Raw genomic sequence first — 20,092 nt, 5'->3', positions numbered from 1 at the left:
CGCCGGAGTGCCGCCCAAGATGATGCCGGCGATGTTCACCTGCGGACGTACGGCGGGCTGGTGCGCCCACATCATGGAGCAGAAGCGGCTGGGCAAGCTGGTGCGCCCGTCGGCGGTGTATGTCGGCCCCGGGCCGCGCAGCCCGGAATCCGTCGAGGGCTGGGAGTCAGTCGCCAGGGTCTGAAGCGTCAGTGCCGTCGCAGCGCACGCAGCAGGTTTTGCAGCAGCGGCAGGCCTTTGTGGTCTTCGACCACGTCCAGCATGTCGGGAAGGCGGGTGAATTTGACCCGCGGCCGATCCTGGGCCGCGCCACGGCTGATCTCTGCGGCGTTGATGGCCTTCCAGCCGGCGGCGTCGACGACGTCGGGTTGACGGGCATGCACCATCCGCGCAACCGCGCGCGGCCCGCCCGCGGGGTCGCTGAGCAGGCCGTCGTTGAAGTCGGCGACCAGGGTTTGGATGGTCAGCAGTGAGTCCGCTTTGTTCGTGCCGATGAACCCGGTCGTTCCGCGCTTGATCCAGCCCGACACATAGGCGCCCGGCACCCGCTGCCCGGTCTGGGGGTCGACGACGCGACCGCCCTGGTTCGGGACGACGCCGGCGTCGTCGTCGAACGGCAGATCGGCGATCGGGGTGCCGCGATAGCCGATCGAGCTCAGCACCAGACCGGCTTCCAGCTGGCGCACCTGATCGGTTCCGGTGACGGTGAATTCGACCGCATCGGCGCGCCCATCACCGATGACCCGCTTCGGGGTCAGCTGGTAGGCGAATCGGATACGGGGCCGGCCAGCCGGGACCCCAACGGCTTCAGCGTCAGCGAGTTTGCTGAGGATCTCCAGCTTTTGTCGGATCAAAGTCTCGCGGACAGTCGCCAGATCGTTTCGCACCCGCGCGTGATCATCCGAGTCGAGCACCACAGCCGCTGCCTGAACCAGGCCGACCAGCTCGGGCAGGGTGAATGCCGAGGCGATCGGGCCACGGCGCGCAACGATCACCACCTCGCGCACCCGTGACCCGCGCAACGCCGCCAGCGCATGGTCGGCGATGTCGGTGCGGGCCAGCACGTCCGGGTCGGCGGTGAGGATCCGGGCCACATCGAGGGCGACGTTGCCGTTGCCGATGATCACCACGCGCTCATGACTCAGGTCCACCGGCAGGTCGGCGAAGTCCGGGTGGCCGTTGATCCAGGCGACCATCTCGGTGGCGGTGCCGGTGCCGGGCAGACCCATGCCGGCGATGTCCAGCCGCCGGTCATGCGGCGCACCGGATGTATAGAGCACGGCGTGGTGGTATTGGAGCAGGTCGGCGTGGCTGATGTGGTTGCCGACCTCGAGGTTGAGGAAGAACTGGAAGCCCCGCCGAACCGAGACCGTGCCGAACAGCCGGGTGACCAGCTTGGTGCGCTGGTGGTCCGGTGCCACCCCGGCGCGTATCAGCCCGTACGGGGTGGGCAGTTTCTCGAACATGTTGACCAGCACACCGGGCTGCGTCAGCAGCTCGTCGGCGGCATACATCCCCGCCGGACCGGAGCCGACGATCGCCACCGTCAGCGGAGGACGGCCGCGCCCTCGCGCCACCCTGGCGGCCGGAAGCACCGGGGCCAGCTTCGAGGTGGGCGGCAGCTTCTCGCCGGAGGGCCGTTCGGGATAGTACGACCGGTTGATCTCGATGAACGGCAACTGGTCGGGTTCGAGTTCGGTGTCGGGAAAGATGCAGTCGACCGGACACGCCCGCACGCAGGCACCGCAGTCCACGCAGGCCTCCGGGTCGATGTACAGCTGTTCGGAGGTGGCGAACTCGGGCTCGTCCGGTGACGGGTGGATGCAGTCGACCGGACAGGCGAAGACGCACGACGCGTCGTTGCAGCACGCCTGGGTGATTACGTGCGGCATTCGGTGAGACTATCCCGCCACGTGACCGACTGTGCCGCTGCGCCGCCGACATCCATGTGTGCCCGCTGCGGTTGGCCGCGGTAGCCCGACGGGGCACCGTCGATCTTGCAAAGTCGCCACACCAGCCCGGCGACCGGGGTCATCAGACCGGTGTCGTGACGGAGCATCCGCACGTCGGCGAACGTGTCGCTCAGCAACCGCCGAGCTTGCGGCGAACGGAAGAAGATGTCCTTTCGCACCCGGCGGGGGATCTCGAACTCGGCCCAGAACGCCTTGGGGGGAACGACGATCGCCGAACACAGGATGCGCATCACCGACGGCACGTACAGCGACAGCCAGAACCGCTTCCGGCGCGGCAGGTGCGGCACCCGCTTGTACAGGTACTCGTGTGCAAACGAGATGTGGCGGGCTTCCTCGGGCACATGGATGGCCATTACCCGCTCCATGATCGGGTGCAGCGTGTTGCCCTCACGCGGAATGTCCTTTCTGGGTGTGGTCGATGGGTTCCTCGCCCGCCAGGACGCCAGCCGGCGTGCAAAGCGGTGTTGACCGCTGTCTACGCTTATGACCATGGCTGAGCAGCTCAGGATTCCCGATACGATCAAACCCGCCGACGGCCGATTCGGCTGCGGGCCGTCGAAGGTCCGCCCTGAGCAGTTGCGGGGGCTGGCCACCACCGCGGCCGGGCTGTTCGGCACGTCCCACCGGCAGGCCCCGGTCAAAGACCTGGTCGGCAGGATCCGCAGCGGACTGCGCGAGTACTTCTCGGTGCCCGACGACTACGAGGTGATCCTGGGCAACGGCGGCACCACCGCATTCTGGGATGCCGCGGCCTTCGGGCTGATCGAGAGGCGGTCGCTGCACCTGGCATACGGCGAGTTCAGTGCGAAGTTCGCCTCGGCGGTGAAGAAGAACCCGTTCGTAGGTGAGCCGGTCATCGTCAGCGCCGATCCCGGCAGTGCGCCGGAGCCGACGTCGGACCCATCCGTCGACGTGATCGCGTGGGCCCACAACGAGACGTCGACCGGCGTTGCGGTGCCGGTGCGTCGACCCGACGGTGCCGGTGGCGCGCTGATCGTCATCGACGCCACCTCCGGGGCCGGCGGACTGCCGGTCGACATCACCGAGGCTGACGCCTACTATTTCGCACCGCAGAAGAACTTCGCCGCCGACGGCGGGCTGTGGCTGGCCATTGTCAGCCCGGCGGCGCTGGCCCGCATCGAGGCTATCGCCGCCTCCGGGCGCTGGGTGCCGGACTTTTTGTCGCTGCCGATCGCGGTGGACAACAGCGTGAAGAACCAGACCTACAACACGCCGGCGATCGGCACCCTGGTGCTGCTGTCCGAGCAGCTGGACTGGCTGCTGGCCAACGGTGGTCTGGACTGGGCGGTCAAACGCACCGCCGATTCGTCGCAGCGGTTGTACTCCTGGGCCGACGACCGCTCCTACACCACGCCGTTCGTGGCCGACCCGCGGCTGCGCTCGGCAGTGGTGGGAACCATCGACTTCGCCGACGACGTGGATGCTGCGGCGGTGGCCAAGGTGCTGCGCGCAAACGGGATCGTCGACACCGAGCCCTACCGCAAGCTGGGTCGCAACCAGCTGCGGGTCGCGATGTTCCCCGCGGTCGAACCCGACGATGTCAGCGCGCTCACCGAGTGCGTCGACTGGGTGGTGGAGAGACTCTGAACGGCTTTGATCCTGCTGTCGCTGCGTTGAGATTGCAGCCAGGGTTGTGGTCCGGCGGGATTGACTACCCAGGGTGCAATCTCGGCGACGGCAACCCACCGCGAAGACGCCATCGGCCCCGCGTGTCATCGCGGCCAGGACCGCAGACTGCACTAAAGTGCGCAGCATCACCCCCGGCGCTTCGCGAGGAGAGGTCATGCGGGAACTCACCGTCGTCGGTCTCGATGTCGACGGCAAAGGCATCATCTGCGAGACCATCTCCGAGAGCGGTGCCGCTGCGGAAAAGTTCGCCCTGAACATCGATGACCGGCTGCGTGCGGCAGTCCGCGGTGAGGGCCAGAGCCAATGCGATGTCTGGGCTGCCAGCGCGCTGCGCCCCAGGGAGATCCAGGCCCGGATCCGCGCCGGGGCGTCGGTCAAGCAGGTAGCCGCGGCGGCAGGGGTGGATGTCGCTCGGGTCGAGCGGTTTGCCCACCCGGTGCTACTGGAGCGATCCCGGGCCGCGGAGTTGGCAGCGGCTGCCCATCCGGTGCTCGCAGACGGCCCGGCGGTGCTGACGCTGCTGGAGGTGGTCACCGCTGCGTTGGTGGCACGGGGCCTCAATCCCGGTCACAGCAGTTGGGATGCGTGGCGTAACGAAGACGGCCGCTGGACGGTGCAGCTGGCATGGAAGGCCGGCCGCTCAGACAACGTCGCGCACTTCCACTTCAGCCCGGGTGCTCACGGTGGAACGGTGACCGCTGTCGACGACGCGGCCCACGACCTGGTCGACCCGGACTTCGACCGCGCGCTGCGGCCGCTGGCCCCGGTGGCTCAGCTCGACTTCGACGAGCCAAATGCTGCACAGGTCGTGCAGGCCGGTGATACTCCGCTCGCGCCGCGGTCGGCGCCACGAACCCGTCGCGGCAAGCCGCCGATTCCGGCCTGGGAGGACGTGCTGCTAGGCGTGCGCTCCAGCGGACAGCGCTGAACGCTTTCCATTTTCGGCGCGAACATGCATGAACTCGCACCCGGCGGAGTCCCCGCATGCGACTTTGTGCATGCTCGCGGTTGGGGTGCGCTACCGGCTGCTGACAGCCAACACGATAAGCGTCAGCCACGCACCGGCCACGCCGGCGCCCGCGCCCAACACGAACCAGCGCAGCACAGGGACGCGGCGCCACCCCCAGAGCGTGGGCGCCAGGCCGCCGACCGCGACGACGTTGAGGCCGGCAGCCAGTGCGGGGTGCACCCGGATCAGCCCCAGACTCAACACCACGATCGCGGTCCCGCACACCGCCGCGACGAACGCCGCTACCACCAACCCCGTTGCCCAGGGTGTGGAATCACCTGCGCGAGTAACGCGGGTCACACGGGGAGTGTAATCCGTTGCTCGAATAGCAGACGTCGACGACCTTGGCCACCGCGGGAACATCTCCATCGACATGGGTTAGCGTGAACATCGATGTCCGAGTCGCGGCCCCCACAGCCGTCCCAAGTGCCGCCGCCGCTGCCGGCCGCACTGCTGGCGCCGTGGCCGGTCATCGCGGTCGGCACGCTGGCCTGGCCAGCTGCCGCCGTGGCGGCGTTCCTGGTGCCGGCCCTCGATAGTTGGCGCCCGGTGACGCTGGCCGGTCTGGGAGTGGGGCTGCTCGGCACCGGTATCGTTGCATGGCAACGTGACGCGGTGCGCCGCGGAGCGCGTGGCGCCCAGACCGGACTCACGCCACCTGCTGATCAAGGTCGGAAGTAGGCACGAAAATAGCCGCAGCTCGAGGAGGATCGATGGCACAACCGCTGTTGCAAGCACAGATTGACATCAACGCACCGGTGGCGAAAGTGTGGGGCCTGATCTCCGATCTGCACCAGATGCCGCAGTGGAGCCCGCAGTGCCGGTGGATGAAGCCGCTCGGCCCGGTGCGCCCGGGCACCCGCACCATCAACATCAACCGTCGTGGCTATCTATTCTGGCCCACCAGTTGCGTTGTCACCGAAGTCATCCCGGAACAGAAGCTCGCGTTCCGGGTGCCGGTCAACCACACCGTCTGGAGCTATGAGCTGCAAGCGACCGCCGGGGGCACCCGGGTGATCGAGAGCAGACATGCCGAGAACGGCGTCACCGCGGTGTCGAGCCTGGCCACGAAGGCCTTCATGGGCGGGGTGTCGAAGTTCGAACGCGAGTTGGTCGACGGAATGAACGCATCGCTGAGCAAGATCAAGGCCGCTGCCGAGCACGGTTAGGTTCCTGCGGGTTTGGTGGGCACTCCCGTGTCCAGCATGTCCAGCACGCCGTCGTCGTAGGGGTCATACGCCGACGACCCGCCACCGCCGGCCGGCGCGGGGGTGTCGGAGTGAGCGCCGCAGCCATACTCGGCGTCGACCACATGACCATCGGCAGACATCTCGTTTGCGCACACCCCGAACATCGCGCCGAGTGAACCGGCCAGCGGGATGAAGAAACCACAGTTGCGACAGACTCGCTTGGTGGCCCGCGCCATCGCCGAATGCGGACCGTAGTCGCCGTCATGCCAGCGTTGTGCGGCCTCGGAGCGGCCCTGAGCGCTGATCACCCAGCGCCGGCCCAGTCCGATCTCGGCGGCGACATCATCGACTTCCGGGTTACCGCTGGCGGCGTAGCCCGGGACCAGCCGTTCGTCGTCGACCGACGGTGCCAGCAGGTCACCGGGACCCAGATCGCCCGGCCGGACTCGGTGCTGCCACGGCACCCACTCGGGGGCCAGCAGCGCAGTAGGGCCGGGAACCAGCGCCACTTCACTGATCGTGGCGTGATCGGCCCCGGGGTGGGCAGCGACCACGACCGCCCACTGCCAGCCCTGATAACCACCCAGATGCGCGATGAACCGGTGAGTGGCGGCGGCCTGATCCTCGTAGTGCACGCCCAGGTAGTCGCCCACGGTCTCGGGCCCGCGTAAGCCCGCGACAGCCGCTCGAGCCTGTTCAACGGCATCGGCGAGGATAGCCGGTACCGCCGACTCTGCGCGGGTCACATTGGCCCCTTCCGTGCGATACCCATCCAATCCCCCTCATTGTGCCGCAACTCACGGTGGCCGTTATCGGTCAGCCACACCTGTCGCCTGCCCGCCCAGAGAGCCGCGATGAGAGAGAATTGATCCGTGTCTGCACGGCGGCGTGATCATCCGAACGCGCGTCCATCGCGGGATCGGCGTTCGGCTGCGGATCGCCCGTACCGAAACGGACCGCCGGGGGCTGACTACCCCGGTGTGCGGGTCGACCCTCGGCGATCCCGCCGCCCGGCACCGACGCCCAGCGCCAACCGCTACCTGCCACCGCTGCATGAAGCGCCGCAGGGGTCCCGCCGCGGCGATCCGCCGCGTGAACCACGGGCCGGCGAACGGGGCACCACGACGCGCGCCGCCGCCCAGCGCAGTCGTGACATGGGCTCCCGGATGTACGGGCTCGTGCACCGCGCCGCTACCGCCGACGGTGCCGACAAATCCGGGCTCACCGCACTGACCTGGCCGGTGATGGCGAACTTCGCCGTCGACTCGGCGATGGCCGTGGCGCTGGCCAACACCTTGTTCTTCGCCGCCGCCACCGGCGAGAGCAAGGGCAGGGTTGCCCTGTACCTGCTGGTCACCATCGCGCCATTCGCGGTTGTAGCCCCGCTGATCGGTCCCGCATTGGATCGGTTGCAGCACGGGCGCCGGGCCGCGCTGGCGCTGTCGTTTGTGCTGCGCACCGCGTTGGCACTGGTGCTGATCATGAACTACGACGGCGCCAGCGGCAGCTTCAGGTCCTGGGTGCTGTATCCCTGCGCGCTGGCGATGATGGTGTTGTCGAAATCCTTCACGGTGCTGCGCAGCGCGGTGACGCCGCGGGTGATGCCGCCGGCCATCGATCTGGTGCGCGTCAACTCCCGGTTGACGGTGTTCGGTCTGCTCGGCGGAACCGTCGTCGGCGGCGGCATCGCCGCGGGGGCGGAGTTCGCGTTCACCCATCTGTTCAGGCTGCCGGGGGCGCTGTTCGTGGTCACCGCGGCCACGGTCGGCGGAGCGTGGTTGTCGATACAGATCCCACGCTGGGTCGAGGTGACCACCGGCGAGATCCCAACCACTTTGAGCTACCGGTACGGCGGCAACCCGGGGCGTGCAGGGCGTGCGGGACACTTTCGGAACCAGGCCAGACGAGCAGCTACCGCGCTGCGGCAACCGCTGGGCCGCAACATCATCACCGCGGTGTGGGGTAATTGCACCATCAAGGCCATGGTCGGCTTCCTGTTCCTGTACCCGGCGTTCGTCGCTAAAGATCATGACGCCAACGGTTGGGTGCAACTGGGGATACTGGGCCTGATCGGCGTCGCCGCCGCACTGGGCAATCTGGCCGGGAATTTCGCCAGCGCGCGGCTGAAACTGGGCAGGCCGGCGGTGCTGGTGGTGCGTTGCACCATGGCCGTGACCGCTGTTGCGCTGGCGGCGGCGGTGGCCGGTAAACTGCTGGTGGTCGCCATCGCGACGTTGATCACCTCGGGGTCGAGTGCGATTGCGAAGGCGTCGCTGGATGCCGCGCTGCAGGACGATCTGCCGGAGGAGTCGCGAGCGTCAGCGTTCGGACGGACGGAGTCCACCCTGCAGTTGGCCTGGGTGTTGGGCGGGGCGCTGGGTGTGCTGGTCTACACCGACCTTTGGGTGGGTTTCACCGCGATCACCGCGCTGCTGATCCCCGGGCTGGCGCAGACTGTCCTGTCGTTCCACGGCGACTCGTTGATCCCGAGTCTCGGCGGTAACCGTCCTGTGCTGGTCGACAAAGAGGGCGCCGAGGGTGCCCGGGGTGTCGAGGGTGCCCGAGCTGGGTTAACCAGCAGGTGAGGCGCGATGTCGTCAGGCTGTTCGTGGTGCTGGCGGTGCTGGCGGTGCTGGTATCGGCCGGCGCCGGTGCCTGGCTGCTGACACGCAGCAGCGGCCCGAAACAACCGCAGATCAGCGCGTACTCTCACGGGCAGCTCACCAGAGTGGGACCCTACCTGTTCTGTAATGTATTGGACCTCAACGACTGTCAGATGACTCAGGCGCAAGGTGAGCTGAGGGTAAACTCCCGCGAACCGGTCCAGTTGTCGGTGGGCAGTGTCATCGGCCGAGCGCCGTGGCGCTTGCTGCTGGCGTATCAGGAACCGTTCGACACCACCGCCACCCTGTTCCGCCCGAACACCAGGCTGGCGGTCACCATCCCCACCGTGGACGCACAGCGTGGCCTGCTGAGCGGCCTGGTGGTGCAGCTACTCACCCTGGTCGTCAATCCCGCCGGTCAGCTGAACGAAGTGCCGCACGCCGAATGGTCGGTGCGCATCCGGTGGAACGAGAACGCAAGTCGACCATCGGTCAGGTGAGCGACACCGTCAGGAACCGCCGCGCCACATTGGGTTCGGCGGACGGGCCCGGTTCCCAATGCGCGATCCACGGTCCGGTGCCCTCGCTCGGATCGAGAATGCCACTCTCCAGCCAGAGGTACCGATCGCCGAGCACACCGTGCGCCAGCGCGACGTCGGTGCTATCGGTGTTGGTCCACAATGCGTCGAACAGCGCCTCGACCCGCAGCACGGCCTGCCGGCAGAAAGCCTCCGCCAGCTCGTAGGCGAGTGCACCTTCGGCCGGATCTGCCACCCGCTGGGCCTCGGCCCGCACACATGCCGCGGACATGGCGAACAGCTCCGCGCCGACGTCCACGACGCGGCCCAGAAATCCCTGCCTGTGCTCCAGGCCCGCTTGCCAGCGTGCCATCCCGTAGAAGGTGTTGCGGGCCAGCTTGCGCGAACGGCGCTCGACGAACCGCAGATACTTCGCCAACCTGCCGAACTGCCGGTACGACCCAGGCAGTTGACCTTTGCCGAACGTCAGCTGCGGCAACCACTTTGCGTAGAACAGGCTGGCCCGCGGCACCGCCACGACTTTCTGCCGGAAACTGGCCTTCGGGTTGGCCAGATCACCCGCGGCAGACAGGTGGGGATCGACTGCCTCACGCGCTATCAGCAGCCGCATGATCTCGTCGGCTCCTTCGAAGATGCGGTTGATGCGCAGGTCACGCACCAGCTGTTCCACCGGCACGGCACGTTCACCGCGCGCGGCCAGCGACTCGGCGGTCTCGTAGCCCCGGCCACCCCGAATCTGCACCAGCTCGTCGGCAATCACGCAGCCCATCACGCTGGACCACAGTTTGGCCAGCGCCGCCTCGATCCGAATGTCGTTGCGGCCTTCGTCGGCCATCCGGCCGGACAGCCGAAGCACTGCTTCCAGCGCGTAACTGGTTGCCGCGATGAACGAAATCTTGCCGGCGACGGCGGCGTGCTCGCCGACGGGCTTACCCCACTGCACCCGCTCGCGGGACCACTCCCGAGCAATTTTCAATGACCATTTGGCGGATCCGCTCGCCATCGCCGGTATGGACAGCCGCCCGGCGTTAAGTGTGGTCAACGCGATCTTGAGGCCGTCGCCTTCCCGCCCGATCAGGTTTTCGGCGGGAACCCTGACGTGGTGCAGCCGGGTGACGCCGTTTTCGATGCCGCGCAACCCCATGAACCGGTTCCGGCGCTCCACGGTGATGCCGGGTGAATCGGCTTCGACCACAAACGCACTGATTCCGCCGCGGTGCCCGTCACCTTTGGGCACGCGAGCCATGACCACCAGCAGATCGGCTACCACACCGTTGGTGGTCCACAGTTTCACACCGTCCAGTTGGTAGGCCTGCCCGTCGTCGACCGGCGTGGCGGTCGACGCCAGCCGCGCCGGGTCCGAACCCACGTCGGGCTCGGTGAGCAGGAACGCCGAAATCGCGCCAGCCGCGCACCGCGGCAGGAATTTGCGCTTCTGTTCCTCGGTCCCGGCCAGCTTGAGCGGTTCGGGCACCCCGATCGATTGGTGGGCGCTCAGCAGCGCCCCGAGACTGGAGTGCACGCTGGAGACCATCACCAGCACGCGGTTGTAGGCGACCTGCGACATGTTCAGACCGCCGTACTCCGACGGTATCTTCAAGCCGAAGCAGCCCAACTCGGCGAGGCCTTTGACGTATTCGTCGGGGATCTGGGAGTTGCGCTCGATGACGCTGCCGTCGACGGTGGAAAGATATTCCCGCAGCTTGACCAGAAAGGCCTCGGTGCGTTCAGCCTCGTCGGCCGACGGCTGGGGAAACGGGTGGATAAGCTCGAGCGGGAAGCGGCCGAGGAAAAGCCCTTTGGCGAACGACGGCTTGTCCCAGCCGCTTTCGCGGGACTCCTCGGCAACGGCTCTGGCCTGCTCCTCGGTGACCTGTACCTGCTGTGCCATCGCACACCTCCTGACGTGGCAACCGGGACGACCCCCGTCGAGCGCCCGATAATCACATTTTCCCGCTCGGGCTGGACGGTACACCAGTGTCGATGCCGGCGACCGGTCAGGCGTCCAGCTCCCGTGCTACCGCCTTGACCACCTCGGAGACCCGGCGGGCGGTCTTGCGGTCCGGGTAGCGGCCCTTGCGCAGCTCGGGCTGCACCGCACCTTCGAGCAGGGTGATCATGTCCTCGACCATTCCGTGCAGCTCGTCGGGGCTGTGCCGGTGCTCTGCGGGACCGTCCCGGCGGGCGCGGGCAAGGCTGGGCGGCGGGTCGATCAGCTTCAGGGTCAACGCCTGCGGTCCGCGACGCCCGGCGGCGACGCCGAACTCGACGCGCTGTCCCGCCTTGAGGCCCTCCACACCGGCGGGCAGCGCCGAAGCACGGACGTAGACGTCCTCGCCGTCCTCCTGGGACAGGAAGCCGAAACCCTTGACGGCGTCGTACCACTTCACCTTGCCGGTCGGCACTGGCCTCACCTGCTTGTCTGATGGCTCGTACGGACGACACAATAATGAAGCGCCCCGCCTACGCAGGGCGCGATGGACGTTGATTCTACGCGGGTGCCAACGCTGGGAGCTCACCCGGCGGAATGAGTAAGCTGGTGGCACCGCTGGAGGAGATATGCATTTAATTCTGAACGCGATCCGGTCGATCTTCGGCGGCTTCTGGCTGCCCTCGGACACTCCAGCCGATGCACCCGGCCGACCGGATCGGTTGACCTGATGGCATTGAACCCACGCACCATACCGACAACACCGCAGCAGGAGAGCAGCATCGAAGACGACAGCGAAAATGCCTGGGAACACGCCGAAGAAGCAGCCATGAGAGAAGAGTTCGACCGCGCTGTTCAACTAGCCATAGCCGGCGACATGCCAACCTCCGGCCCGCTGGTGGACACCTTCGGGCGAGTGCACACCGACCTGCGCATATCGCTGACCGATCGGTGCAATCTGCGCTGCACCTACTGCATGCCGGCCGAAGGCCTGGACTGGCTACCCAGCGAGCATCTGCTGCAGCACGACGAACTGGTCCGCCTGATGAATTTGGCCGTGACCCGGCTGGGGGTCACCGAGATCCGCTTCACCGGCGGCGAGCCGCTGTTGGCGAGACATCTCGAGGACGTGATCGCGGCTGCCGCAAACCTGAAGCCCCGGCCGGATATCGCGCTCACCACCAACGGCCTGGGTCTGGCACGTCGAGCAGACGCCCTGGTCGGTGCCGGCCTGAACCGGATCAACGTGTCGCTGGACACCGTTGACCGCGAACACTTCGCCCGCGTCACCCGCCGCGACCGGCTCCCCGACGTGCTCGACGGGCTGGACGCGGTCAAGAAAGCCGGCATGGACCCGGTGAAGGTCAATGCCGTGCTCGACCCGAGCATCAACGGCGAGGACGTGGTGAACCTGCTGCGATTCTGTCTGCGGCACGGCTATCAGCTGCGGGTCATCGAGGTGATGCCACTCGACGCCGAGCACAAGTGGCGTCGCGGTGCGGGGCTCAGCGCCGACGAGGTGCTGGCCGCACTGCGGCCACATTTCCGGCTGCAGCCCGACCCGGCACCGCGTGGATCGGCTCCGGCCCAGCTGTGGCTGGCGGATGAGGGCCCCGGCATGCCCGCCGGGAAGGTCGGGATCATCGCCTCGGTGACCCGGCCGTTCTGCGGAACCTGCGACCGCACCCGGCTCACCGCTGACGGTCAGATGCGCAACTGCCTGTTCGCCAACGACGAGACCGATCTGCTCGCTCTGCTGCGCGGCGGCGCCGATGACGACGCCATCGAACAGGCGTGGCGCGTCGGGATGTGGGCCAAGAAGGCCGGCCACGGCATCAACGACCCGAAGTTCATCCAGCCAGACCGGCCGATGAGCGCCATTGGCGGCTGACCGGTGGCCCGGACGCCCGACGACCAACCCGGGATTGCGGTCACCGTCCGCTACTTCGCGGCAGCGCGGGCGGCCGCCGGCACCGAATCGGAAGCGCTCACCCTGCGAACGGGAACCACGGTGGCCGAATTGGTCGACAATCTCGCCGAGCGGGGCGCACGGTTGGCGACGGTGCTCGGCCGATGCTGTTATCTCCGTGACGGGATCGCCGTCCGCGACCATGCCACCGCGCTGCGCGCCGGCGACACGATCGACGTGCTGCCGCCGTTCGCCGGCGGATGACGTGATTTACCTCACATAACGAATTGATCACGGGTTCGCAACAGCTCGGTTGAGAACGCTGTGAACAGCGCAGATAGTTCGGCATCCTGGTGTTTCGCTAACGCGCGGTGATGAAAACGCCGAACTCGCAAGATGGTGACGAGACGGCGGCGACCCGTTACCGTACATCCCCGGGTGCGCCGAAGCCTTTCTCCGAATCGGTGCGCCTTTCCCGGCCCGTAGCGCCGTACTCCGTCCGACGGGCAGGGAAACCGATCAACACCAGGGATGGAGGCGGGGGACCCATCGGGTCCACCGAAACGGACCCGGGGCCCTAGGCGGCCCCTTGGGGTGAAGCCGACGTTGCCGGAAAACGATCCAGACTGGCAACCAGGCCGGGCAGCCTCTCCGGTCAGGTCCAGCCCGAACCCGACAGCTGACCTCGCGGGCGCGCACAGAGAGGACGTCATCAGCGTATGAGTGGACGGCATCGTAAGCCCACACAGTCAACTGTCAGCATCGCCAAAATGGCCGTCACCGGGGCCGTGATCGGCGGCGGCGGCCTCGCTTTTGCCGGGCACGCGGCCGCGGCCACCGACAATGAATGGGACCGGGTGGCCGGATGCGAGTCCGGCGGCAACTGGGCCATCAACACCGGCAACGGCTATCAGGGTGGGCTGCAGTTCGCTCCAGGCACCTGGCGAGCCCATGGTGGCGGTAAATACGCCCCGTCGGCACACCAGGCCAGCCGGGACCAGCAGATCGCCATCGCCGAGCATGTGCTCGCCACCCAGGGACGCGGCGCCTGGCCGGTCTGCGGCCGCGGCCTGTCCGGCGCAACGCCGCGTGAGGTGCCCGCAACTCCGGCGGCGGCCGAAGAGCAGGCACCCGACCCGTTTCAGCAGTGGCTGAAGCAGTTCCTGCCGCCGCCACCAGCCGAAGTCGACGCGCCGCTGGACAACCCCGAGCTGAATGGCGAAACGGTGGCGCTGGGCAATCCGATGCCGGCACCCGAGGCACCGGCCCCCCCAGCCGAAGAGCTGCCGCCGGCACCCGAGGCACCGGCCCCCCCGGCCGAAGAGCTGCCGCCGGCACCCGAGGCACCGGCCCCCTCAGCCGAAGAAATACCGGTCCCTGCGCCTCAGGATGAGCCTGCGCCGGCGCCGAACAACCCGGTGGTCGTCGAGACCGCCTGGGTGGGCGAAGAGGCCGGCTCCGCCCCCGCGGAGCCGGAGCCCGGCTACCACCAGCAGCTGTGGCAGGCCATCGAGGCGGAGAACGTCGGCGGCAATGACGCGCTCGACGCTTTCGCCCCCCAGCCGCAGGAACAGCGAGCCTGAGCGGCCTGACTCAGGCCGACCCCACCCATTCATCGGTGTCGTCGGCGAAGAATTGGTGCTTCCACACCGGCAGACGCACCTTGATCGTGTCGACCAGGTGCGCGCAGGTCTTGAATGCCGCCTGCCGGTGATCCGCCGCGACCGCGGCCACCAGCGCCGTCTCGCCGATCTGCAGTGTGCCGATCCGGTGGCTGGCCGCCAGCGCGCGCACGCCGTCGGCGTGCTGGGCAACCTCGGCCAGCACGTCGGCCATGACCTGTTCGGCCGACGGGTGCGCCGAATACTCCAGCCGGACCACCTGGCGTCCCTGGTCGTGGTCGCGGATCATGCCGACGAACCCGACAATCGCGCCAGCGGCCTGATGCCCCACCAGGTTCTCGTGCTCGGACAGCAGGATCGGCTGCCCGGTGACAGCGGCCCGCAGCACCAACGCCGTCATCGGCGCCACTCCTGCGCATCGCTGCGTCCCCCGCAAGCGGGAGATACCCCCACTGCATCGTCGCTGGCGCGCGTCATTGCGGGTGGTCCTTCCCGGCGAGCTGATCGAGCGCATGGTCCAGCACACCGACCAGCACTGCCAGGCCGTCGCGGACTCCGCCCGGCGAGCCCGGAAGGTTGACGATCAGGGTCTTACCGGCCACCCCACACACCCCGCGGGACAGCAGAGAGGTCGGCACCTTCGGCAGGCCCGACCGGCGGATGGCGTCGGCCAGGCCGGGGATCTCATAGTCCAGCACCGCCGTCGTCTGGGACGGGGTGTCGTCGGTGGGCGAGATGCCGGTTCCGCCGGAGGTGATGATCAAGTCCACCCCCGCGCCGATGGCTTCGCGCAGGGCCCTGCCGACCGGCTCGCCGTCGGGAACCACCTCGGGTTGCCCCGGTGCGAACCCACGCTGTGAGAGCCATGCGGAAATGATCGGACCGGTGCGGTCGGTGTAGGTACCGGCGGATGCGCGGGTGGATGCGATGACGATTCGTGCGGACCGGTCCGTCATCACCGCTCCCATCGCCCGCTGCGGCCACCGTCCTTGCGCAGCACCCGGATGCCGTCGATGGTGGCGGAGCGGTCCACCGCTTTGATCATGTCGTAGAGGGTCAGGGCGGCCACACTGACCGCGGTCAGCGCCTCCATCTCCACTCCGGTGCGATCAGTGCTGTGCACGGTGGCGGTGATGTCGATATCCGCCTCGCCGACAGTGAAGCCGACGTCGACGCCCGTCAGCGCAAGCTGGTGGCAGAGCGGGATCAGGTCGCTGGTGCGTTTGGCGGCCAGGATGCCCGCCACCCGCGCGGTGGCCAGCGCGTCGCCCTTGGGCAGACCCCCGGCCGAGATCAGCTCCACCACCTTCGCGGAGGTTCGCAGCGCACCCGCGGCGACGGCCGTACGCCGGGTGACCCCCTTGGCGGTGACGTCCACCATGTGTGCCGCCCCGCGTTCGTCGACGTGCGAGAGCGGCCCCCCGCCCGGCCCCGATGTTCCCGGCGCCCATGCACCCGCATCACCCGACATGGCAATCGTCGCCCTACTGGTTGACCACAGTGACGGGGTGCAGGTAGGGCAAGTCGTCGGCGGGCAGCGGGAATTCCACGTCCCCGAACGGGGACAGTGCACCGGTCCGATCGGTTCGCAGTTCGCTCACCGCGGGATCGCCGTGATCGGTCGCCGGCCAGCCCCTGTCGACATACGGGGTTCTCCGCGTCTTGGGCACCGGGTTGTCAGCGTTCTTAGCGATGTCAGCCACGGCTCCCATTCTGACAGGTCTGGATCGGCGTCGGTAACTCCTCGACTTGTCTGCCCGGCCCCGGCCGGTGCCGGCTGACCTACGCTGGTCGGCGATGACCGAACACAACCAGGGTGTTTCGCTGGCGTCCTGGCTGGCCGACCTGCCGGACGAGCGGTTGATCCAGCTGCTGGAGCTGCGGCCGGACCTCGCGCAGCCACCGCCGGGCAGCATCTCGGCCCTGGCCGCGCGGGCTCAGGCCCGGCAGTCGGTCCGGGCGGCCACCGACGAGCTGGACTTTCTGCGGCTGGCGCTGCTCGACGCGTTACTGGTGCTGCACGCCGACACCACTGGGGTGCCGGTCGCCAAGTTGCTCACCCTGATCGGCGAGCGGGCACGCGAAGCGGAGGTGAACGCCGCCCTCGATGATCTCGCCGACCGCGGGTTGTGTTGGGGCGACCGTAGTATTCGGGTGGTCGCCGAGGCAGGCGCGGGACTGCCCTGGCATCCCGGCCAGGTGAGCTTGGAGGACATCTCCCGCACCCGGGAGCAGATCGACGCGGTGATCGCCGAGCTCGATGAACCACAGCGCGACGTGCTGGACAGGCTGGTGACGGGCTCGCCGATCGGGCGTACCCGCGACGCCGCACCCGGTGCGCCGCCGGACCGCCCGGTGCCGCGGCTGCTGGCAGCGGGACTGCTGCGGCAGGTCGACGACGAGACGGTGGTCCTGCCCCGCGACGTCGGTCAGGCGTTGCGCGACGAGCAGCCGGGTCCGGTGCGGTTGACGGCACCCGATCCGACGGTGTCGCGAGTGGCTCCCGCCGACGTCGATGCCGCCGCCGGCGGGGCGGTCATCGACCTGCTGCGCGAGCTCGGCGCGGTGCTCGACGTCTTGGGCGCTGCCCCGATACCCGAACTGCGCAGCGGCGGACTGGGAGTACGCGAGGTCAAGCGCCTGGTCAAGGTGACCGGTGTCGACGAGCACCGGTTGGGTCTGCTGCTGGAGGTCGCTGCTGCGGCCGGGTTAATCGCGGCCGGCAAACCCGAGCCGGAGCCGTTGGGCGCCTCAGACCGGCTGTGCTGGGCGCCGACGGTGGCGGCCGATCAGTTCGCCGGGACGGCCGCCGCCGAGCGCTGGCAGCTGCTGGCCAGCGCCTGGCTGGACCTGACCGCCCGGCCCGGGCTGATCGGTAGCCGCGGGCCGGATGGGAAAGCCTGTGCGGCGCTGTCGTCGTCATTGTTTTCCACGGCGGCGCCAATGGATCGCCGGCTGCTGCTGGGCCTCCTCGCCGGCCTGCCCGGCGGCAGCGGTGTCGACGAGATCACTGCGTCGCAGGCGCTGGTTTGGCTCCGGCCGCGGTGGGCGACGCGACTCCAACCCGGATCGGTAGCAAACCTGTTGGCCGAGGCGCAGGCGCTGGGCCTGGTGGGCCGCGGCGCGATCAGCTCGCCGGGCCGTGCGCTGCTGAGCGGCAGCGCCGAGGCTGCCATCGCCGCGATGAGCCGGGCACTGCCCGAGCCGATCGACCACTTCCTGGTACAGGCCGACCTGACCGTGGTGGCTCCCGGCCCGCTGGAGCGAGAGCTCGCCGAGGAGTTGGCCACCGTAGCCGCCCTCGAATCGGCCGGCGCCGCGATGGTGTATCGAGTCAGCGAACAGACCATCCGCCACGCACTAGACGTGGGGCGAACCCGGGAGGCGCTGCGCTCGTTCTTCGAAAAGCACTCCAAAACCCCAGTGCCGCAAGGACTCGCCTATCTGATCGATGACGTAGCGCGTCGGCATGGACGGCTGCGTGTCGGAATGGCAGCCTCGTTCGTGCGGTGCGATGATCCCACCATGCTGGCCCAGGCGGTAACCCTTCCGGCTGCCGAAGAGCTGGGGCTGCGGGTGCTGGCGCCCACGGTGGCCGTGTCGCAGGCGGCTGTAGCCGATGTGCTCGCGGCGCTACGGGACGCCGGCTTCGCGCCGGCCGCGGAGGATTCCACCGGCACCATCGTGGACATCCGGCACCGCGGTGCCCGGGTTCGGACCCCGCCGCGCCGTCGCACGTACCCTCCGGTGACCGGGCCGAGCAGTGAAAGCCTGACGGCGCTGGTCAGGCTGTTGCGCACAGCGACGCCGGCACCCTTGCACAATGTTCGTCTCGAACCGGCCATCGCCATGCCCCTGCTGAAACGGGCGGCAGCCGAGCGCGCCGCCGTACTGATCCGTTACGTCGACGCGGCCGGGCTGGCCACCCAGCGGGAAGTCGCCCCCGTCCTCGTCCGTGGCGGCCAGCTGGTGGCCTTCGATTCCACCTCCGGGCAGATGCGCGAGTTCGCCATCCACCGCATCACGTCGGTGGTGCCGAACTGAATAATGGGGCGATGACCGACGGCCCGCTCATCGTGCAGTCCGACAAGACGGTGCTGCTCGAGGTCGACCACGAGCGGGCCGGCGCGGCGCGCGCCGCGATCGCCCCGTTCGCGGAGCTGGAACGCGCGCCCGAGCACGTCCACACCTACCGGATCACTCCGCTGGCATTGTGGAACGCCCGGGCCGCCGGCCACGACGCCGAGCAGGTGGTGGACGCGCTGGTCAGCAACTCGCGTTACGCAGTACCGCAACCGCTGCTGGTCGACATCGTCGACATTATGGCCCGCTACGGGCGGTTGCAGTTGGTGAAGAATCCGGCGCACGGTCTGACTCTGGTCAGTCTGGATCGCGCGGTACTGGCGGAGGTGTTGCGCAACAAGAAGATCGCACCGATGCTGGGCGCCCGCCTCGACGACGACACCGTAGTGGTGCACCCCAGCGAGCGGGGCCGGGTCAAGCAGGTGCTGCTCAAGATCGGTTGGCCGGCCGAGGATCTGGCCGGCTACGTCGACGGCGAGGCGCATCCGATCAGCCTGCGCCAGGACGGCTGGCAACTTCGTGACTATCAGCAGATGGCGGCCGACTCGTTCTGGTCCGGCGGCTCCGGGGTGGTGGTGCTGCCCTGCGGCGCGGGCAAGACGCTGATTGGCGCGGCAGCAATGGCGAAAGCCGGTGCGACGACCGTGATCCTGGTCACCAACACCGTCGCCGGCCGGCAATGGAAGCGCGAGTTGATCGCACGGACGTCGCTGACCGACGACGAGATCGGCGAGTACTCCGGTGAGCGCAAGGAGATCCGCCCGGTCACCATCGCCACCTACCAGGTGATCACGCGCCGTACCAAGGGCGAATATCGCCACCTGGAACTGTTCGACAGCCATGACTGGGGGCTGATCATCTACGACGAAGTCCATCTGCTGCCGGCGCCGGTGTTCCGGATGACCGCCGACCTGCAGTCCCGGCGGCGGCTGGGCCTGACCGCAACGCTGATACGCGAGGACGGCCGCGAAGGTGACGTGTTCTCGCTGATCGGGCCGAAGCGTTACGACGCTCCGTGGAAGGACATGGAGGCCCAGGGCTGGATCGCGCCGGCGGAGTGCGTAGAGGTGCGCGTCACCATGACCGACAGTGAGCGGATGACCTACGCCACGGCGGAACCCGACGAACGCTACCGATTGTGCTCGACGGTGCATTCGAAGATCGCCGTGGTCAAGTCGATCCTGAGCCGACATCCCGGCGAACAGACACTGGTGATCGGCGCCTACCTGGACCAGCTCGACGAACTGGGCGAGCAGTTGGGAGCCCCGGTGATCCAGGGCTCGACCAAGACCGCCGAACGTGAGGCTCTCTTCGACGCGTTCCGCCGTGGCGAGGTGCCCACCCTGGTGGTGTCCAAGGTAGCCAACTTCTCCATCGATCTGCCGGAAGCAGCGGTAGCGGTGCAGGTTTCAGGAACGTTCGGGTCGCGGCAGGAGGAGGCGCAGCGGCTGGGCCGACTGCTGCGGCCCAAGGCCGGCGGCGGTGGTGCGACCTTCTACTCGGTGGTGGCCCGCGACAGCCAGGACACCGAGTACGCCGCGCACCGGCAGCGGTTCCTGGCCGAACAGGGCTACGGCTACGTCA

21 protein-coding genes and 1 pseudogene are annotated in these 20,092 nt (G+C 68.3%); 12 read left to right on the top strand and 10 right to left on the bottom strand.

Features of this window, described 5'->3' with window-relative positions; genetic code table 11:
• Window positions 1-184, top strand: a 184-nt coding sequence (locus AC2VON_RS05440; protein ID WP_486952018.1) for a citrate/2-methylcitrate synthase, incomplete at its 5' end; no start/stop codon positions are given.
• Window positions 185-188: 4 nt separating this feature from the next.
• Here AC2VON_RS05440 and AC2VON_RS05435 read toward each other — a convergent pair.
• Window positions 189-1,892 carry an FAD-dependent oxidoreductase gene (locus tag AC2VON_RS05435; protein WP_486952017.1) on the bottom strand — a complete coding sequence of 568 codons (1,704 nt, stop codon included), beginning with the start codon at window positions 1,890-1,892 and terminating at the stop codon, window positions 189-191.
• A pseudogene (locus AC2VON_RS05430) lies at window positions 1,880-2,417 on the bottom strand (diiron oxygenase); the annotation flags it as partial. The gene AC2VON_RS05435 and the pseudogene AC2VON_RS05430, both read right to left, overlap by 13 nt.
• Window positions 2,418-2,456: 39 nt before the next feature.
• On the opposite strand from AC2VON_RS05430, the gene serC reads away from it, so the two are divergent.
• Both serC and sepH read left to right on the top strand, forming a co-directional pair.
• The gene (gene serC / locus AC2VON_RS05425; RefSeq protein WP_486952016.1) at window positions 2,457-3,581 is read left to right on the top strand and encodes a phosphoserine transaminase; all 1,125 of its coding nucleotides are present in this window, start codon (window positions 2,457-2,459) and stop codon (window positions 3,579-3,581) included.
• Between the two features lie 196 nt (window positions 3,582-3,777).
• Window positions 3,778-4,551 carry a septation protein SepH gene (gene sepH, locus AC2VON_RS05420; protein ID WP_486952015.1) on the top strand — a complete coding sequence of 258 codons (774 nt, stop codon included), beginning with the start codon at window positions 3,778-3,780 and terminating at the stop codon, window positions 4,549-4,551.
• A 90-nt stretch (window positions 4,552-4,641) separates the two neighbouring features.
• Here the strand turns inward: sepH and AC2VON_RS05415 are convergent, their stop codons facing one another.
• Entirely contained in the window at window positions 4,642-4,932 is a 291-nt protein-coding gene (locus tag AC2VON_RS05415; RefSeq protein ID WP_486952014.1) for a DUF2537 domain-containing protein, read from the bottom strand.
• Between the two features lie 93 nt (window positions 4,933-5,025).
• On the opposite strand from AC2VON_RS05415, the gene AC2VON_RS05410 reads away from it, so the two are divergent.
• Together AC2VON_RS05410 and AC2VON_RS05405 are read left to right on the top strand one after the other, a co-directional pair.
• The gene (locus AC2VON_RS05410) at window positions 5,026-5,313 is read left to right on the top strand and encodes a DUF2530 domain-containing protein (protein WP_486952013.1); all 288 of its coding nucleotides are present in this window, start codon (window positions 5,026-5,028) and stop codon (window positions 5,311-5,313) included.
• A 32-nt stretch (window positions 5,314-5,345) separates the two neighbouring features.
• Entirely contained in the window at window positions 5,346-5,801 is a 456-nt protein-coding gene (locus AC2VON_RS05405; RefSeq protein WP_486952012.1) for an SRPBCC family protein, read from the top strand.
• On the opposite strand, the gene AC2VON_RS05400 is transcribed toward AC2VON_RS05405, so the two are convergent.
• Window positions 5,798-6,568, bottom strand: coding sequence for a DUF3027 domain-containing protein (locus AC2VON_RS05400; RefSeq protein ID WP_486952011.1), 771 nt, complete (start codon window positions 6,566-6,568; stop codon window positions 5,798-5,800). The two genes, AC2VON_RS05405 and AC2VON_RS05400, sit on opposite strands and share 4 nt — an antisense overlap.
• 234 nt (window positions 6,569-6,802) lie before the next feature.
• On the opposite strand from AC2VON_RS05400, the gene AC2VON_RS05395 reads away from it, so the two are divergent.
• Together AC2VON_RS05395 and AC2VON_RS05390 are read left to right on the top strand one after the other, a co-directional pair.
• Window positions 6,803-8,407 carry an MFS transporter gene (locus tag AC2VON_RS05395; protein WP_486952010.1) on the top strand — a complete coding sequence of 535 codons (1,605 nt, stop codon included), beginning with the start codon at window positions 6,803-6,805 and terminating at the stop codon, window positions 8,405-8,407.
• On the top strand, window positions 8,404-8,925 hold the full coding sequence (locus tag AC2VON_RS05390) for a DUF2771 domain-containing protein (RefSeq protein WP_486952009.1): 522 nt from the start codon (window positions 8,404-8,406) through the stop codon (window positions 8,923-8,925). Before AC2VON_RS05395 ends, AC2VON_RS05390 begins: the two co-directional genes overlap by 4 nt.
• On the opposite strand, the gene AC2VON_RS05385 is transcribed toward AC2VON_RS05390, so the two are convergent.
• Together AC2VON_RS05385 and AC2VON_RS05380 are read right to left on the bottom strand one after the other, a co-directional pair.
• Window positions 8,918-10,855 carry an acyl-CoA dehydrogenase family protein gene (locus AC2VON_RS05385; RefSeq protein WP_486952008.1) on the bottom strand — a complete coding sequence of 646 codons (1,938 nt, stop codon included), beginning with the start codon at window positions 10,853-10,855 and terminating at the stop codon, window positions 8,918-8,920. The two genes, AC2VON_RS05390 and AC2VON_RS05385, sit on opposite strands and share 8 nt — an antisense overlap.
• Window positions 10,856-10,961: 106 nt before the next feature.
• The gene (locus AC2VON_RS05380) at window positions 10,962-11,369 is read right to left on the bottom strand and encodes a cold-shock protein (RefSeq protein ID WP_486952007.1); all 408 of its coding nucleotides are present in this window, start codon (window positions 11,367-11,369) and stop codon (window positions 10,962-10,964) included.
• A gap of 354 nt (window positions 11,370-11,723) precedes the next feature.
• Between AC2VON_RS05380 and moaA the strand changes: the two genes are divergently transcribed.
• From moaA to AC2VON_RS05365, 3 genes are all read left to right on the top strand, one after another.
• The gene (gene moaA, locus AC2VON_RS05375; RefSeq protein WP_486952019.1) at window positions 11,724-12,785 is read left to right on the top strand and encodes a GTP 3',8-cyclase MoaA; all 1,062 of its coding nucleotides are present in this window, start codon (window positions 11,724-11,726) and stop codon (window positions 12,783-12,785) included.
• A 3-nt stretch (window positions 12,786-12,788) separates the two neighbouring features.
• Window positions 12,789-13,067 carry a MoaD/ThiS family protein gene (locus tag AC2VON_RS05370; protein WP_486952006.1) on the top strand — a complete coding sequence of 93 codons (279 nt, stop codon included), beginning with the start codon at window positions 12,789-12,791 and terminating at the stop codon, window positions 13,065-13,067.
• Between the two features lie 455 nt (window positions 13,068-13,522).
• Complete coding sequence (locus tag AC2VON_RS05365) at window positions 13,523-14,386, top strand: transglycosylase family protein (protein WP_486952005.1); 864 nt, start codon at window positions 13,523-13,525, stop codon at window positions 14,384-14,386.
• Window positions 14,387-14,396: 10 nt separating this feature from the next.
• On the opposite strand, the gene AC2VON_RS05360 is transcribed toward AC2VON_RS05365, so the two are convergent.
• From AC2VON_RS05360 to AC2VON_RS05345, 4 genes are all read right to left on the bottom strand, one after another.
• A complete protein-coding gene (locus tag AC2VON_RS05360) occupies window positions 14,397-14,825 on the bottom strand; it encodes a molybdenum cofactor biosynthesis protein MoaE (RefSeq protein ID WP_486952004.1) in 429 nt (142 codons plus the stop codon).
• 73 nt (window positions 14,826-14,898) lie between these two features.
• Window positions 14,899-15,381 (bottom strand): MogA/MoaB family molybdenum cofactor biosynthesis protein, encoded by a 483-nt coding sequence (locus AC2VON_RS05355; protein WP_486952003.1) that lies wholly within the window; start codon window positions 15,379-15,381, stop codon window positions 14,899-14,901.
• A complete protein-coding gene (gene moaC / locus AC2VON_RS05350) occupies window positions 15,381-15,896 on the bottom strand; it encodes a cyclic pyranopterin monophosphate synthase MoaC (RefSeq protein WP_486952002.1) in 516 nt (171 codons plus the stop codon). Before moaC ends, AC2VON_RS05355 begins: the two co-directional genes overlap by 1 nt.
• 13 nt (window positions 15,897-15,909) lie before the next feature.
• Window positions 15,910-16,128, bottom strand: a complete 219-nt coding sequence (locus tag AC2VON_RS05345) for a hypothetical protein (protein ID WP_486952001.1) — start codon at window positions 16,126-16,128, stop codon at window positions 15,910-15,912.
• Window positions 16,129-16,222: 94 nt separating this feature from the next.
• On the opposite strand from AC2VON_RS05345, the gene AC2VON_RS05340 reads away from it, so the two are divergent.
• Together AC2VON_RS05340 and AC2VON_RS05335 are read left to right on the top strand one after the other, a co-directional pair.
• Complete coding sequence (locus tag AC2VON_RS05340; RefSeq protein ID WP_486952000.1) at window positions 16,223-18,469, top strand: helicase-associated domain-containing protein; 2,247 nt, start codon at window positions 16,223-16,225, stop codon at window positions 18,467-18,469.
• An 11-nt stretch (window positions 18,470-18,480) separates the two neighbouring features.
• Window positions 18,481-20,092 (top strand): DNA repair helicase XPB (locus AC2VON_RS05335; protein WP_486951999.1); only part of this gene is annotated, 1,612 nt, incomplete at its 3' end.

This window comes from Mycobacterium sp. TH-M82, from assembly GCF_057473605.1.
The sequence above is the reverse complement of the archived record's forward strand: the minus strand, read 5'-3'. Positions and strand labels throughout refer to the sequence as shown.

Bases quoted from the DNA above. Each gene is read 5' to 3' on its own strand.
- AC2VON_RS05365 (WP_486952005.1), top strand. From the start codon at position 13,523: ATGAGTGGACGGCATCGTAAGCCCACACAGTCAACTGTCAGCATCGCC.
- sepH (WP_486952015.1), top strand. From the start codon at position 3,778: ATGCGGGAACTCACCGTCGTCGGTCTCGATGTCGACGGCAAAGGCATC.
- AC2VON_RS05405 (WP_486952012.1), top strand. From the start codon at position 5,346: ATGGCACAACCGCTGTTGCAAGCACAGATTGACATCAACGCACCGGTG.
- AC2VON_RS05385 (WP_486952008.1), bottom strand. From the start codon at position 10,855: ATGGCACAGCAGGTACAGGTCACCGAGGAGCAGGCCAGAGCCGTTGCC.
- AC2VON_RS05360 (WP_486952004.1), bottom strand. From the start codon at position 14,825: ATGACGGCGTTGGTGCTGCGGGCCGCTGTCACCGGGCAGCCGATCCTG.
- AC2VON_RS05340 (WP_486952000.1), top strand. From the start codon at position 16,223: ATGACCGAACACAACCAGGGTGTTTCGCTGGCGTCCTGGCTGGCCGAC.
- AC2VON_RS05355 (WP_486952003.1), bottom strand. From the start codon at position 15,381: ATGACGGACCGGTCCGCACGAATCGTCATCGCATCCACCCGCGCATCC.
- serC (WP_486952016.1), top strand. From the start codon at position 2,457: ATGACCATGGCTGAGCAGCTCAGGATTCCCGATACGATCAAACCCGCC.
- moaC (WP_486952002.1), bottom strand. From the start codon at position 15,896: ATGTCGGGTGATGCGGGTGCATGGGCGCCGGGAACATCGGGGCCGGGC.
- AC2VON_RS05410 (WP_486952013.1), top strand. From the start codon at position 5,026: ATGTCCGAGTCGCGGCCCCCACAGCCGTCCCAAGTGCCGCCGCCGCTG.
- moaA (WP_486952019.1), top strand. From the start codon at position 11,724: ATGAGAGAAGAGTTCGACCGCGCTGTTCAACTAGCCATAGCCGGCGAC.
- AC2VON_RS05435 (WP_486952017.1), bottom strand. From the start codon at position 1,892: ATGCCGCACGTAATCACCCAGGCGTGCTGCAACGACGCGTCGTGCGTC.